We start from the raw sequence: 13,505 nt of genomic DNA, 5'->3' as shown, positions 1-13,505 counted from the left end.
AAGGAGCGAACGGCATGAGCACTGATACCGCGATTAAACCGTACAAGCATGCGGCAGGTGGGTGGGGCTCCGTCAAGGCGGTCGCAACGATCCTGATTCAGGAACATGTCGCCCTCCACGGCAGTGCGATTCTGTCTCATCAGAACAAGCCGGACGGATTTGCATGTGTGAGTTGTTCATGGGCGAAGCCCGCTGATCCGCACCTGTTCGAATTTTGTGAGAACGGCGCGAAAGCGACCGCATGGGAGATCACCAGCAAGCACATTGCGCCTGATTTTTTTGCCCACCACACGCTGTCCGAACTCGAGTCGTGGAGTGGCCTGGAACTTGAATCGTCCGGGCGTCTCACCATGCCGATGCGTTGGGATGCTGCCACCGACCGCTACGTGGCGACGACGTGGGAGTACGCGTTCGTGGATATAGCAAAGGAGTTGCGGGCGCTCGATCCCGACGAAGCCGTCTTCTATGCATCCGGGAGAGCATCACTGGAGACTTCCTATCTTTATCAGTTGCTCGCGCGCATGTACGGCACGAACAACCTGCCCGACAGTTCAAACATGTGTCACGAAAGTACCTCGGTGGCACTGCCGAAGACAATAGGTTCGCCGGTCGGCACTGTTACGCTCGACGACTTCGAGCATACGGACTGCATGTTTTTTTTCGGCCATAACACCGGCACGAACGCGCCCCGCATGCTGCATCAGTTGCAGGACGCGCGCAAACGCGGCGCACAGATCATTACGTTCAATCCGATACGGGAGCGTGGGCTGGTCACTTTCGCCAATCCGCAGTCGCCGCTGGAGATGCTGACGCCGGCCGAGACACAGATCAGCACCCAGTATCACCAGGTACGCATCGCCGGTGACGCGTCGGCGATCGCCGGTCTGTGCAAGCTGCTCATCGAGTGGGACGACGCGGCGCAACTCGAGGGCAAGCCGCGCGTGCTCGACGCGCCGTTCATCGCCGAACACACGGAAGGTTTTGAAGAGTTTGCCGCCGCGATGCGTGCGACGACCTGGAAAGAGATCGAGGCACGCTCGCAACTGACGCGCGATGCGCTCACGGCTGCAGCCGCCGAATACGCGCGGGCGAAGGCCGTGATGGTGCTGTATGGCATGGGCATTACCCAGCATCGGAGCGGCGTGCAGAACGTGCAGATGCTGTCCAATCTGCTCCTGCTGAGGGGCAATATCGGCCGGCCCGGCGCCGGCATCTGTCCGATTCGCGGCCATTCCAACGTACAGGGACAACGCACGGTCGGCATCACCGAGAAGCCCGAACTCGCGCCGCTCGACAAGCTGAAGCAACTCTATGGATTCGAGCCCCCGCGCAAGAAAGGTACGAGCACCGTGGAGGCTTGCCAAGGGGTACTCGATGGCAAGGTGAAAGCTTTTATCGGGCTTGGCGGAAATTTCCAGGTCGCGATTCCAGATCACCAGGTGATGGACGCCGCATGGCGCTCGCTCAGACTAACGGTACAGATTGCGACGAAGCTTAATCGCAGCCATCTGCTGCACGGCGAAGTCGCCTATCTGCTGCCCTGCCTGGGACGTATCGAAATCGACCGGCAAGCAAGCGGCGAGCAGTGGGTGAGTGTCGAGGACAGCACTGCCTGCGTGCACGGTTCGCACGGCTACGCGGCGCCGGCCGGCGACATGCTGCTCTCGGAACCGGCTATCGTCGCCGGCATCGCCAAGGCGTTGCTTCCGTCCAACCCGAATGTGGACTGGGACGCATGGGTCGCCGACTATGCGACGATCCGCGACGCGATCGAACACACTTATCCCGATCAGTTTGCCGATTTCAATAAGCGTTTTCGCGAGCTAGGCGGATTTCATCGACCGATACCGGCCGCTTCTCGCGAATGGAAGACACCGAACGGCAGGGCGAATTTTGTTGTGCCGGACACGCTTGACGAAGACGCCGACATGACGTCCAGCAGTCCGGATGTGCTACAGCTGATGACGACGCGTGGCGACAGTCAGTTCAACACCACTGTGTATGCGCTGGACGACCGCTTTCGCGGGGTTGTGGGCACGCGTGACGTCCTGCTGATGCACCGCGACGACATGGCGAGGCTCAATCTTGCCGAGGGTGACGAAGTAAGCGTCGCGACCGCCTCTACCGATGACGTGACGCGCGAGGTGCACGGCATGCATGTGCACGCTTTCGACATTCCGGCTGGTTGCGTTATGGGCTACTACCCCGAATGTAACCGGTTGATCCCGCTATGGCATCATGCGAAAGACAGTCTCGTGCCGGCCTCGAAATCGATACCTGTGCGGCTGAGAAGTTTGAATCGGTGACCACAGCGAGAGCGTCTAATTCGATCCGTCGATTGAGCAGCCAACTATGGCAAAAAGCAGGGCAGACCTATCTGGAAAGAAGAGTATTGCGAACAACGATGGCAAACCCAAGTTTCACAGTTAGAAGTAATCTGTGACAGGTGGCGCAATTGAGGTTTGTGTCCGATCATTTTCATTGTTGTCTTCCCCTCACCCCGTGCCGATTCTACCCTACGCAAGCGATGCGACGCTGCGTCGGTCGCGTTAAAACAAAGATCACGGCGCAGTCAAGCCCGGCGGCACAGTTTCAGGGTGGACACAGCGATCGCGCGCAGGTCGGTAGAACGTAAATGCTCGGTGCTGTCGCCGACGACGGGCGCCATCGCACCGAAGGCCGTTGATCTCAAAGCCAAGCAAGCTCGACATGCCACTGGTTGCGCTACTTGGCGCCGCGCGCGAATGTGTACCGCTCTACGGCAGCGGGGGCTTCACCTCCTACACGGACGCACGCCTGCAGGAGCAGTTAGCGGATTGAAACTTGCTCGCGATTGAATATCCGAGTGAACAATCTGCACATATTCAGTCACGTAGCTAAAATGAGCGGAGGTTGTTGTGGCTTTAATGCCTTTGACATTATCGTGGCTCGACATTGCCGTTAGACTGGCACTCGCTACTATAGCGGGCGCGTTGTTCGGAATTAATCGAGGTGAATCAGGAAAGGTCGCTGGTCTTCGGACGACGCTTCTGGTTTGTATTGCCGCATGTACCGCAATGCTTCAGGTCAATGCCCTGCTCGCACAGGCGGGCAAGCATTCCGACTCATTCGCCGTACTGGATCTGATGCGTCTGCCTTTGGGGATTCTTTCCGGCGTTGGATTTATCGGCGGAGGCGTAATCCTGCGAAAAGACGGTTTTGTCAGAGGCGTTACCACTGCGGCTACGTTGTGGATCGTGACAGTAGTTGGCCTTTGTTTTGGCGGTGGGCAGCTTGCTCTAGGGATGACGACTTCTGTTCTGGGCGTGGTGACATTATGGTTTCTGAAAAGCGTCGAAGAGCGCATCCCCCGGCATCAAACGACCTTTCTGACGGTCGAGTACGACAGTGACCTTTTGCGCGACCGACTCCTCGAAGCGTTAAGACTCGCTGGCTGCAGCGCCGTAGCGGTCTCCGCGTCAGTCCGAACAGAGCCTGCGGGTTATGAGGAAACGCTTGAAGTCCGATGGTGGGGAACGCGACACATCGCCTCGCAGCCACGCCTGCTGGAAATCGCGATTGCCTCCGGAGCACTAACCGCACGATATTCTAACAGTCGATAGCAAGCACAGCCGCGATAGCGGCCTCAGAATCAGATCTCTTTATGCATCACTTACGTGCTTGCTCAAACAGAAAAATTGAGATAGGCCTGGATGCCGACTTCATCCATACAGTGTGATTTTTGAGCGGGACGTGACTCGCGAGTTCGTCGCGCATCCGTCCAATTCGACGAAGGCGCTACCAGCCAAGGTGAATGCGCGCACCAGTTCGCCGGTAATAGAGCGATGCCGTGCGCGTCGTTCTTCCCATTGAACATTTCTCGTCGGCTACGGCAGATGATTGCCACCGGTCACGCCGTATATCTCCCCCGTCACAAAGCTCGACTCCTGCGACGCCAGCAGTACATACACGGGCGCGAGTTCCGCCGGTTGTCCCGGACGCTTCATCGGGACTTCAGAGCCGAACTGCTCGACCTTATCCTGCGGCTGTCCACCGCTTGGTTGCAACGGTGTCCAGACCGGACCCGGCGCGACGGCGTTCACGCGGACGCCCTTGCCGATCACCTGCTTCGCCAGGGCATGCGTGAACGCCGTGATGGCCGCCTTGGTCGACGCGTAATCCAGCAGCCCCGGGCTCGGTTGATAACTCTGTATCGAAGTCGTATTGATGATGGTCGCGCCGGGCGGCAGATGCGGCAGCGCCGCCTTGCACAGCCAGAACATTGCGAACACGTTAGTGCGGAACGTGGCCTCGAATTGTTCCGTTGGCAAATCCGCAATATCCTCGACGTAGACCTGCTTGCCCGCGACATTCACAAGAATGTCGAGGCCGCCGAGCTGTGCAACCGAGCGCTCTACGAGTTGCTTGCAGAATGCTTCGTCGGCGACGTCACCCGGAAACACGATCGCCTTGCGGCCTACCGCTTCGACGAGCTTCGCGACCTCGCGCCCATCCGCTTCCTCGCTAGGCAGATAGTTCAGCGCGATGTCCGCGCCTTCGCGAGCAAATGCGATAGCGACCGCGCGGCCGATACCGCTGTCCGCTCCGGTGATCAGCGCGCGCCGGCCGGCCAGTCTGCCGAAGCCCTTGTAACTGTCCTCGCCATGATCAGGCTTCGGAATCATTTGTTGCGCGAGGCCCGGCGCGGGCTGTGGTTGGCGTTCGAACGGCGGCCGCGGGTACTGCTTTGTTGGATCCTGCATCGAGAACTGGTCGTGGGGGCTAGGCATGGGTTGCTCCTTGGCTGGCTATTTGCACGGTAGGGTTTGCCTGTTCCTGTTGCACCCGCAACAGCTATTCCCGTAGCGCGACCTAGCCATTTTGCGCGGTGACCCGGTAGCCTGCCGCCAGTTTCCTCCTTTGCCTTCTCGACCATAACGCTGCCATCGTCGGCTTGCGTTTCAGCAACGGTGATGCAATGCCTTTGTTTCGCGAAACCGCGCCTGATCGGCGACTTCTTCGGGTCGTTTCTCAACAACTGGCGGAGCGTGGCGCATCACCGGCGCGCTATCGCCTGGGCATGGCGAATGCGACGAGAAATAGTCAATTTCACCAGCGGAGCGTGTTATGAACGATAACGCGGGCAACCAACCAAACGATCATGCGGGAAAGTCCCACGACGAGAAGGTCGCGGCCGAAAAACATACGAGGCAGAAAGCGCAGGAGCAACCGGGCGGACGCATGGCCGAAAAAGGTACGGAGTCCGACAGTACGCACAGCAGCGGCACCCTTTCCGAAGAGGGACGCAAGGTCTGGCGCACTGGCGCGGGAATCGACGGCGGCGGCAAAAGTAAGTGAAGGTACGCCAGAAGGCCGTTACGCCTCGCGTACCGGCCTTTGTAGTTTTGGACCGTCGTTTGCAGAAAGTAGAGGCCGCCGATCGCCGCGAATTGCTATCGGCCGCAGTTGAACACCAGCGGCTATCTAATCACACGAAGCCGTCCGGCACATCCAGTTCCACCGCGCAATCGCCCTGAAGCGCTGGCGGATTCTGCCGTTCGTCGAAGCGTTCCCGGACCCACGCGCCCAGCTTTTCCTGAAACGCACGCCGCTTCGCGGTATCTAGCGACGCATAGCGGTCAAGCTGATCGCGCCGCAACGCGAGCGTGACAACGCACCGGGCGTCGAGCGACGTGTCGCGATGCGAGTCGACCACCCACGACAATTGCAGGAACACGCGGTCACCTCCGTCAGAGCTGCTGACGAAGGGCGCTTTCGGCGAATCGACAATGGCAGCCAGCGCCAGTTCGATTTCCTCAAGGCGCTGGCTCAGCTCTGCTTCGTTCATTTGTGCCTCCGGCGGCGATTTATCCCCGTTGCGCATCCACACCGTCGGCAGTGTAGTGGTCAAGCCTCTTTGGACACCCCCAAAGGGGCTTTTCAATAAATCGAAGTTTCGTACCTCACTGGCGGCAAGCCATCTGCCGCCGAATGTATGCGCCTGTAGTTGTAAAAGTCAGCGATGAAGTCCGTGATGTCGCGTCGGGCGCTATCGTGGCTGCCGTACTCCTGCTCGCCGATCCATTCGCTCTTCAGGCTCCTGAAGAAGCGCTCGACCACCGCGTTGTCCCAGCAATTTCCCTTTCTGCTCATGCTCTGAACGATCCCGTTGGCCTTCAGATCGTTCACGAATCGCTCGCTGGTGTACTGACATCCCTGATCCGAATGGAACATCAGCCCTTTGCCAGGACGACGGCTGCGTCGGGCCTGCTCCAGCGCCTGGATGACCAGCTCGGTGTCTGCCTGCATGGCAAACGCCCAGCCGACGATCCGTCGTGAGTGCAGATCCATCACGATGGCCAGATATGACCAGCCCTGGCGCGTCCTGATGTACGTGATGTCACCGGCCCACACCCGGTTGACGGCGCCGGGTTCGAACCGGCGCTCGAGCAGGTTCGGCGCAATCAGCGCATCACCTTCAGCCTTGCGGTATTGATGCGTGCGGCGACGCGCGACCGCCAGTTGCGCCTCACGCATCAGCGAGCGGGCCCGATGCCGTCCGATCGCATGACCTTGCAACTGCTGGGCCCGCGACATCCTGCGACTGCCGTAACTGCGCCGGCTTTCGATATGGATCTGGCGCATGTCCTTGAGCAGCGCGGGCGATACGCCCGCTTTGGCGGGCCGGCTGGCAAACGCGTAATAGCTGCTTCGCGGCACGTTCAGCAGGCGGCACATCAGACTCACCGGCCAGGCCTTCTTCAGCGAACGGATCACTTCGAGGAGCGATCCATTTCCTTGACGAAGAAGGCCGTAGACTTTTTTAGTATCTCGCGCTCCCGTTCGAGCTCCATCACGCGGGCTTCCAGCTCCCGAATGCGGCGCTGGTCGGCCATGACCTGTATCTCGGTACGCGGCGGCTCAGCCTGCTGCGCACGCCACTGCGCCACCCAGCGTCGCAACGCCGTATCGCCTACACCCATGGCCTCGCAGGCCTTCGTGATCGAATAGCCCTGTGCAACGACCAGTTGCACCGCCTCAGCCTTGAATTCTTCCGTCAGGTTCCGTCTGCTCATCTCTCACCGCAGTTGGAGGATTATCCCCTTTAGAGGTGTCCAGGAGTATTGGACCACTACCCAGCAACTGCCATACCTTGCGCACTTGGAAACCATATATCAGGACCCGTACGCGGGCACCGCAGATCGGGTACGGTCGATGCTAAAACCACAACCGTGGCAAGGCACCCAGGCAGGCGATCCCCGTTCGCCGGCGGCAGGCACGCATTGAGGATCCCCCTCATGAATCAGGCGATGAGAAAGCAAAGTGTCGGCGACCTCGCGGTCTTCGCGATTGTCGTCGCGGCAATGACCGGTGGCTGCAAACGGGCCGACAACGGCAATCCGGCCGCCTTGAATGCTGGCAGCAGTGGTGTGATGAGCAAATCCGCCGGTCTGAGTGGAACGGCCGGCATCAGCGACGCAGCCAAGCGCGCGAACGACGCCGCTGGCGCGGCAGCCAGTATGCCCGACGTGGCGGCCAGCGAAGCGCCCGTCGTGAGCACGCCGGCAAGCGAGGCAAGCCAGTAGACGGTCCATCAAACGGTTCGGCTTTGGGCACTGTATTGCGTTTCTCACGGTTGCGATCAGCAATGACGCATAGATAAAAAAAGCCCGCTGGACGCGGGCTGAGCTCACTACGAGAAAGTGTCGCAGGGAGGTGCGACGTGCAAAGTATGCTCTCCAGAATTTGATGCAGCAAGCTCGAATCTCCAAGCACAAAAAAAGAGGGCCGCGTTGAAACGGCCCTCGGGCTTAAGAGGCATCGCCGGCCGGAAAACCGGCGACAGGACCAGTATTAACTCAACGGTCTGAACATTCAAGGGGGATGAAGGATGACGTGGTACGTCACCCACCTTTGGCCCGATAAAGGTCCAGCAGAAAATCGTCAAGGATTTCATTCCACTCCGGGGAGTCGACCGGAACGTCCTCCGGGTTTCGCTTTCCCTGGGCACGTCGTGTAGCGCGCACGGCCAGTTCCAAAGCCATCGCCTCACGGTTGCCAGAACGATTTTGTGGGGGCCATCCGGTTGCATTCCTTCGGGCAATTTCATGCCGGTTTCGCATAAGCCGACCGTTACACACATCGAGGATGCCCTGGACGACGGGTGATCCATAGTTGAGTCGCCAACCGTCCAGAAATAGCCTGGCAAGGACGCGTTCGTTTTGCAGGCTTGGGAGCGTTACGATCAGTTTCGCAACGTCCCCTGATTGCTGGGCGAGATCGACCCGCTCATTCCAGTCGGAATGCCGTTTTTTATCCGTCAACCAGATGCGTGTCGATTCGACGAGATGATCCGTTCGCAGCCATTCTCCGACTCGAGCCCGAGCGACGAGCTGCGTGACTACGAGGTAACACAGCAACTCGGCGCGGGCTACGTCATCAAGGCTTCTGTCTTCGTAGGGCATTGAGAGTATGCGGAGGTCGAGTTAACTTACCGTCGACGGCGTTGATGATGAAGTTCGCGAGCTGAGTAGTCGGCGAGAAATAATCCGACGAGAAGCGCCGTTGCGGCGACGGATTCATCGCGATGATCGAGGGGCTCTGAAGCCGTCGCGTAAAACCATAGTCCCGCTCCGACGACAGCCATGAAGACGTCGAGGGCAAGACCCCACGCCGGTCCGGCATTGTCCGGATCTGCCAGCCTGTGAGACAGTTTCATCCCATCCTCCCCGTCGCGCGTTGCAAGTTCCGGATCGCCAGAGTGCGAGTTCCGTGTGGGCGCGGTGCGGCATTAGCGTACGCGGACGAAAACATGGCATCAAGACTCATAGGACGCTAAAGCGCGCCAGACCTCGCAACACTCGGGCAACGCTCCCGGCGCCTATTTGCGCAGCCGGGTGAGCAGGTGACCAAGACCTAATTCGACGACGATCTGCCACACGTACCGGCGGGAATATCGTACGCCAAACTTCCGCTCGATGAGCGCGATCAGCCGAGGGGTGGTCCAGAAGCCAAAATCGAAATCGTGCACTCGCGGCGAATGCCGCACCGTTGCGGCTATCCAGGAGAGCGCCTTGTCGTCAAGGACGCGAGGCGGGCGATTGTAGGGCTGCTTGCTTGTTCGCATCCGATCATGGACGCCAAGATCAATCGTCAGTTGCCGAACGTAGACGGTCGAGTAGCGCATCCCTAACTGACGCTCGATGACTGTCACAAGCTTTGGGCATGTCCATTGATCGACCTCGAAGCCGTGAAGGCGCGGCGATCCCCGAACAGTTTGGACAATCCATGTGCGCGCCGCGTCATCCAGGGATGCTCCCTTGCCGCCCACGCTGATCTCATCGATCGCCTTGATACCCCCGGAATCAACAATCGCTTTGAATCGTCGGGCCGTATCGACGGAAATGCCTACTGCGTCGGCCACACTTTGGACGCTGTGTCCGTTGGCGAGTAGTCGAGCGGCATGGCGTCTTCTTATGGCAGATGATGAGGTGCCAGGAGATCGGCTCATAACCCTTCCTCAGCGGTTGCGCACGTGTTTAGGGCGAGGACGGCTTTGATGCAGGCGAATCACTGTTCAGTATATCCAGTAGCATTTGCGCGAGCGCCAGCTTCGCGTCCGACGACTTTCGTGTCGTCGTTCTGTACGCTGTCGATAGCTATGGCACCAAGGATGAGTTCCCAGGTCGCCTTCAATACCTCGCGATCGGGACGGGGGTGGAATAGGATGCCAATCGCGGCAATCAGTACCGACGTCACGTCTTTGGCTGGTAAAGGGGATGCCATCGCGTCTCCTAGTTGAGCAATATCCACAACCAGTCAATAGGGCATAGCTATCTTACTTGCGCCTGCGCCGGATGCCAATTGTGGTTCACAAATCATTCCATTCAGATGTCAGCGCGAGTTCGACTCTGGCAGCTCGTAAGTTTATGGTCGCGTGCGGTAGTCTTGCCGTTCATCATCCACAGCATGTCGGGGCCGCCAGTCCTGAAAAACACGATGGCGAAAGTCACAAAGAGTGCGCCAAAGACAATATTCAGCACCGAGTGTAGTTAATGAATGACGCGACGCCACCAAACCTGATATCGCCGTTTCACAGCATGCCTGCTAGAGGTATTTTGCCGAACGAGCAGGTGAGTGACGCTACTGCGACGAGCGGTCCGAGGAGCGCCCCCCATCCCATCGCGAGCGCGGGATGACCGACGAGGAAAGATGATGCCATCCGCTCGCCGGGACCCACGTGGCGAGCGCTCCGGCCACGAGCAGATGCACACCCGATGTCAGTTTCCAATATTTCTCATCAGCGCGGACGGCGGCGTTGGCTCTATTTCGGCGTGTTCTAGCTCGGCGCAGTCGCGACCGGGCTCGTCGCGGTCATGTACGCGCGGCTCATCGATTTCCGCTATGGGATCTTCTTGCGGATGACCGCCACAAAGGTGGTGGTCGCTGCTACTGATCACGCGGGCGATCGCTGCGTTCAGCGTGTGGGTCACGCGCCAGCTGGTTTGCTGGATCGGAAGGCAGTGGCATTCCTCAGGTCATCGCGACGCTACGAGAAGCGAAAATTCGGCCTGCGGCTCCTCACGCTGCGCATCCTGATCGGCAAGACAGCGTTGTCGTTCCTCGCGATCCTCGGCGGCTTCGCGATCGGCATGAAGGTCCGACCTGTTCATGTGCGTGCCGCGCTGATGTTCAGCCTCGCGCCCTTGTTTGAGCGACCCTGCAGCATCTGTACGCGCCATCGAGGCTCCAAAGTGCGTAACGACGCCTCCGATACACAAGAAAGTCATAACGTCAACTCACCGCACTGTATGATGTGGCACCTGTAGTGTGGGTAGAAGTATCCGCGGAGATACCCACAGGCCTATCTAATTGGGAGCGAACATTGAGTGATCAGACAAATCTGGCTGCGATTCTGGAAAAGAACGAAGTCGCCATCCTGACGGCTTGGGTCCAGGAGCAACTGACCAGCAATGCCCGCCAGGGTGTCATCTCGGAAGGTGAGCTGACCGAGGCGTCGCGCGTGTTCCTGTCGCTCTCTTCGCGCGCGCGATCAGAAGCGACTACGACGAGGATCTCTCCGGCGATGCATGGCAACCTATCAAGGTCCATCTGATCGCGCTGTCGCGGGAACGCGTCATTCAGGGTTTCTCGCCGGCCGAAACAGCCACCTTCATCTTCTCGCTGAAAAAACCGCTGTTTGATGCGCTGCGCAAGGAAATTCCAAAAGACACCGCCCGTCTTGCCGACGAAGTCTGGAAGCTGACCTTAACGCTCGACAAGCTCGGCCTGCTGACGGTCGAGGCCTATCAACGGACGCGTCAGGAAATCATCGAGCGCCAGCAGCAGGAATTGCTCGATCTGACCACGCCGGTTGTCCGTCTGTGGGAATCGATCGTCGCATTGCCCCTGATCGGAACGCTCGACAGCGAGCGCACCCAGGTCGTGATGGAAAGCCTGCTCGGCGCGATCGTCGAGAGCGAGGCCGCAATCGCAATCATCGACATTACCGGCGTGCCGACCGTCGATACGCTGGTCGCGCAGCATCTGCTGAAGACTGTTGCAGCTGCACGGTTAATGGGCGCCGAGTGCATCATCAGCGGCATCCGCCCGCAGATTGCCCAAACCATCGTCCATCTCGGCGTCGACCTCGGCGACGTGGTCACAAAGGCTACCTTGGCCGAAGCGCTGAAGGTCGCACTGCGACGCGTCGGATTGGCGGTCGGTAAGGTTGCGCCGGTGAGCCGGGACATTTGACATGGAACAGATTCCAGTCCTGAAGCTTGGCGATTTTCTGCTGGTGTCGATTCAGGTCGAGCTCCATGACGAATTGGTCCTGAGTCTGCAGGACGATCTTACGTCGCGTATCGAGCGCACGCGTGCGAAGGGCGTTCTGATCGATATTTCCGCACTGGAAATCGTCGATTCCTTCATTGGACGCACGTTGGGCCATATCGCGGCCATGGCGCGCGTGATGGACGCCGCCACCGTCCTGGTAGGCATGCGGCCTGCTGTGGCGATTACGCTAGTGGAATTGGGCATGTCGCTTCACGGCATCCGCACCGCGCTCGACATCGACAAGGGCATGGCTCTACTCCGCGCATCGCTGGACGACGCAGGGGAGCCGCCATCGCTAACTTAGCCGAAGTCGTAATGGAAATCCGTTCGGGCGACCAGGTCAACCTCGCTCGCAAGACCGTACAGGATTGGGCCGCTCGCCTCACGTTTGGCACGCTCGAACGGACGAAATTCGTAACGGCCGCGAGCGAACTCGCCCGAAACACGCTGGTTCACGGCAAGGGGGGGACGTTGACAATTTCGGAGGTCAGCCAGGCTGGCCGGACCGGGATAAAACTGGTTTTCGAGGATGCGGGCCCGGGCATACCGGACATCGAGCGCGCGCTGGAGGACGGCTTCAGTACCGCCAAAAGCATGGGTCTCGGACTGGGCGGAGCGCGTCGGCTTGTTAGCGAGTTTGAAATTACGTCCACGGTTGGACAGGGCACCCGAGTGAGTATTATTCAATGGAAGCGACGCTAAGCCTGACGGACAAGAGTGGCGTGGCGGAAGTACGTCGGCGGGCAATTCATATGGCGCACGTGGCCGGCCTGTCGGAGAAACGCCAGGCCGATGCGGCCCTGATCGTCACGGAAGCGGCGACCAATATTCTCAAATACGCGGGGCAGGGCGAGATCACGCTCAGAAGTTACGACGAAGGCGGCACCCAGGCGCTCGAAATGATCGCGCTGGATCGCGGGCCCGGTATCGCCAATCTGACGTCCGCGATGATCGACGGCTTTTCGACCGGGGGCAGTCTCGGCGCGGGGCTCGGCACCATCAAGCGGCATTCCACTCTGTTTGACATCTATTCGATTGCGGGTAGCGGCACCGCCTTGCTCGCACATATTGCCAATGCACCGGGAGTGGCGAATGTAAGCATCGAGCGCTTCCAGATCGGCGCCAGGTCGACCCCGAAATTTGGCCAGGACGTATGTGGCGACACGTGGAGCGTGCGCCGAGTGGGTGACAGTCTGTGGGTGACGCTGCTCGACGGTCTCGGGCATGGGCCGATGGCGGCCGAGGCATCGAATCGCGCGGTCGACGTGTTTCACGAGGCCGACCCGCGCGATCAGCCGGCCGACGTATTGCGCCGCGCGCATCAGGGCATCAGGGCCACGCGCGGCGCAGTAATGGCCATCGCGATGTTTGATGCGGTGAACCGCACGTTGTCGTTTGCCGGGGTCGGCAATATCGTCGCCATTGTGACGGCGGGTGACGACGCTCAACATCTGATCTCTACCGACGGCACCGTCGGTTACAACATGCGCACTGTGCGCCAGCGCGAGGCGCCCTGGACCAAGGGCGGCGTGTTCATCGCAACGACCGACGGCCTGTCCACGCGCTGGAATCTGTCCCGTCATCCGGGTCTCGTGCAACGGCATCCGAGCCTGATCGCCAGCGTTTTGCACCGGGATTTCGCTCGCGACGCCGACGATGCCACGATCATCGTTGTCAAGGCAGCCTGA

The 13,505-nt window shown here is 59.6% G+C and carries 17 protein-coding genes and 1 pseudogene; 11 read left to right on the top strand and 7 right to left on the bottom strand.

Features of this window, described 5'->3' with window-relative positions:
• The first annotated feature begins 14 nt into the window (after window positions 1–14).
• The 3 genes and pseudogenes from LFL96_RS36515 to LFL96_RS36505 all read left to right on the top strand — a co-directional run bounded on the left by LFL96_RS36515 (window position 15) and on the right by LFL96_RS36505 (window position 3,602).
• Complete coding sequence (locus LFL96_RS36515; protein ID WP_281004072.1) at window positions 15–2,306, top strand: FdhF/YdeP family oxidoreductase; 2,292 nt, start codon at window positions 15–17, stop codon at window positions 2,304–2,306.
• Window positions 2,307–2,703: 397 nt separating this feature from the next.
• Window positions 2,704–2,814: pseudogene (locus LFL96_RS36510) on the top strand (mandelate racemase); the annotation flags it as partial.
• An 83-nt stretch (window positions 2,815–2,897) separates the two neighbouring features.
• A complete protein-coding gene (locus LFL96_RS36505) occupies window positions 2,898–3,602 on the top strand; it encodes an MgtC/SapB family protein (RefSeq protein ID WP_281004071.1) in 705 nt (234 codons plus the stop codon).
• Window positions 3,603–3,866: 264 nt separating this feature from the next.
• Here LFL96_RS36505 and LFL96_RS36500 read toward each other — a convergent pair whose 3' ends face one another.
• Window positions 3,867–4,769, bottom strand: a complete 903-nt coding sequence (locus LFL96_RS36500; RefSeq protein ID WP_281004070.1) for an SDR family oxidoreductase — start codon at window positions 4,767–4,769, stop codon at window positions 3,867–3,869.
• Window positions 4,770–5,106: 337 nt separating this feature from the next.
• Here LFL96_RS36500 and LFL96_RS36495 point away from each other — a divergent pair, with 337 nt between their 5' ends.
• Window positions 5,107–5,337: a hypothetical protein gene (locus tag LFL96_RS36495; protein ID WP_281004069.1), complete on the top strand. Its 231-nt coding sequence runs from the start codon at window positions 5,107–5,109 to the stop codon at window positions 5,335–5,337.
• Between the two features lie 130 nt (window positions 5,338–5,467).
• On the opposite strand, the gene LFL96_RS36490 is transcribed toward LFL96_RS36495, so the two are convergent.
• The gene (locus tag LFL96_RS36490) at window positions 5,468–5,827 is read right to left on the bottom strand and encodes a DUF3022 domain-containing protein (protein ID WP_281004068.1); all 360 of its coding nucleotides are present in this window, start codon (window positions 5,825–5,827) and stop codon (window positions 5,468–5,470) included.
• Window positions 5,828–5,919: 92 nt separating this feature from the next.
• A protein-coding gene (locus LFL96_RS36485) for an IS3 family transposase (RefSeq protein WP_281004067.1) occupies window positions 5,920–7,055 on the bottom strand; the annotation gives its coding sequence in 2 pieces (ribosomal slippage) (window positions 5,920–6,797 and window positions 6,797–7,055; 1,137 coding nt in all).
• Between the two features lie 222 nt (window positions 7,056–7,277).
• On the opposite strand from LFL96_RS36485, the gene LFL96_RS36480 reads away from it, so the two are divergent.
• Window positions 7,278–7,565: a hypothetical protein gene (locus LFL96_RS36480; protein ID WP_281004066.1), complete on the top strand. Its 288-nt coding sequence runs from the start codon at window positions 7,278–7,280 to the stop codon at window positions 7,563–7,565.
• A 318-nt stretch (window positions 7,566–7,883) separates the two neighbouring features.
• On the opposite strand, the gene LFL96_RS36475 is transcribed toward LFL96_RS36480, so the two are convergent.
• From LFL96_RS36475 to LFL96_RS36460, 4 genes are all read right to left on the bottom strand, one after another.
• Window positions 7,884–8,444, bottom strand: coding sequence for a hypothetical protein (locus tag LFL96_RS36475; protein ID WP_281004065.1), 561 nt, complete (start codon window positions 8,442–8,444; stop codon window positions 7,884–7,886).
• A gap of 26 nt (window positions 8,445–8,470) precedes the next feature.
• Window positions 8,471–8,698, bottom strand: a complete 228-nt coding sequence (locus tag LFL96_RS36470; RefSeq protein ID WP_281004064.1) for a hypothetical protein — start codon at window positions 8,696–8,698, stop codon at window positions 8,471–8,473.
• Between the two features lie 162 nt (window positions 8,699–8,860).
• Window positions 8,861–9,490: a winged helix-turn-helix domain-containing protein gene (locus tag LFL96_RS36465; RefSeq protein WP_281004063.1), complete on the bottom strand. Its 630-nt coding sequence runs from the start codon at window positions 9,488–9,490 to the stop codon at window positions 8,861–8,863.
• Window positions 9,491–9,549: 59 nt separating this feature from the next.
• Window positions 9,550–9,765: a hypothetical protein gene (locus tag LFL96_RS36460; protein WP_281004062.1), complete on the bottom strand. Its 216-nt coding sequence runs from the start codon at window positions 9,763–9,765 to the stop codon at window positions 9,550–9,552.
• A 590-nt stretch (window positions 9,766–10,355) separates the two neighbouring features.
• On the opposite strand from LFL96_RS36460, the gene LFL96_RS36455 reads away from it, so the two are divergent.
• From LFL96_RS36455 to LFL96_RS36435, 6 genes are read left to right on the top strand one after another with little or no spacing between them, the layout of a single operon-like run.
• Window positions 10,356–10,808, top strand: coding sequence for a hypothetical protein (locus LFL96_RS36455; RefSeq protein ID WP_348638457.1), 453 nt, complete (start codon window positions 10,356–10,358; stop codon window positions 10,806–10,808).
• Window positions 10,809–10,864: 56 nt separating this feature from the next.
• Window positions 10,865–11,095, top strand: a complete 231-nt coding sequence (locus LFL96_RS37115; protein WP_348638456.1) for an RsbRD N-terminal domain-containing protein — start codon at window positions 10,865–10,867, stop codon at window positions 11,093–11,095.
• Window positions 11,032–11,736 carry an STAS domain-containing protein gene (locus LFL96_RS36450; protein ID WP_348638463.1) on the top strand — a complete coding sequence of 235 codons (705 nt, stop codon included), beginning with the start codon at window positions 11,032–11,034 and terminating at the stop codon, window positions 11,734–11,736. The genes LFL96_RS37115 and LFL96_RS36450 overlap by 64 nt, the downstream gene beginning before the upstream one ends.
• Before the next feature lies 1 nt (window position 11,737).
• On the top strand, window positions 11,738–12,121 hold the full coding sequence (locus LFL96_RS36445) for an STAS domain-containing protein (protein ID WP_281004061.1): 384 nt from the start codon (window positions 11,738–11,740) through the stop codon (window positions 12,119–12,121).
• 11 nt (window positions 12,122–12,132) lie between these two features.
• On the top strand, window positions 12,133–12,519 hold the full coding sequence (locus LFL96_RS36440) for an anti-sigma regulatory factor (RefSeq protein ID WP_281004060.1): 387 nt from the start codon (window positions 12,133–12,135) through the stop codon (window positions 12,517–12,519).
• The gene (locus LFL96_RS36435) at window positions 12,504–13,505 is read left to right on the top strand and encodes an ATP-binding SpoIIE family protein phosphatase (protein ID WP_348638455.1); all 1,002 of its coding nucleotides are present in this window, start codon (window positions 12,504–12,506) and stop codon (window positions 13,503–13,505) included. Before LFL96_RS36440 ends, LFL96_RS36435 begins: the two co-directional genes overlap by 16 nt.

Origin of the sequence: Paraburkholderia sp. D15 (genome assembly GCF_029910215.1) — a bacterium.
GTDB lineage: Bacteria > Pseudomonadota > Gammaproteobacteria > Burkholderiales > Burkholderiaceae > Paraburkholderia.
Note: the sequence above shows the minus strand (reverse complement) of the source record. Positions and strands in the feature narration are given on the sequence as shown.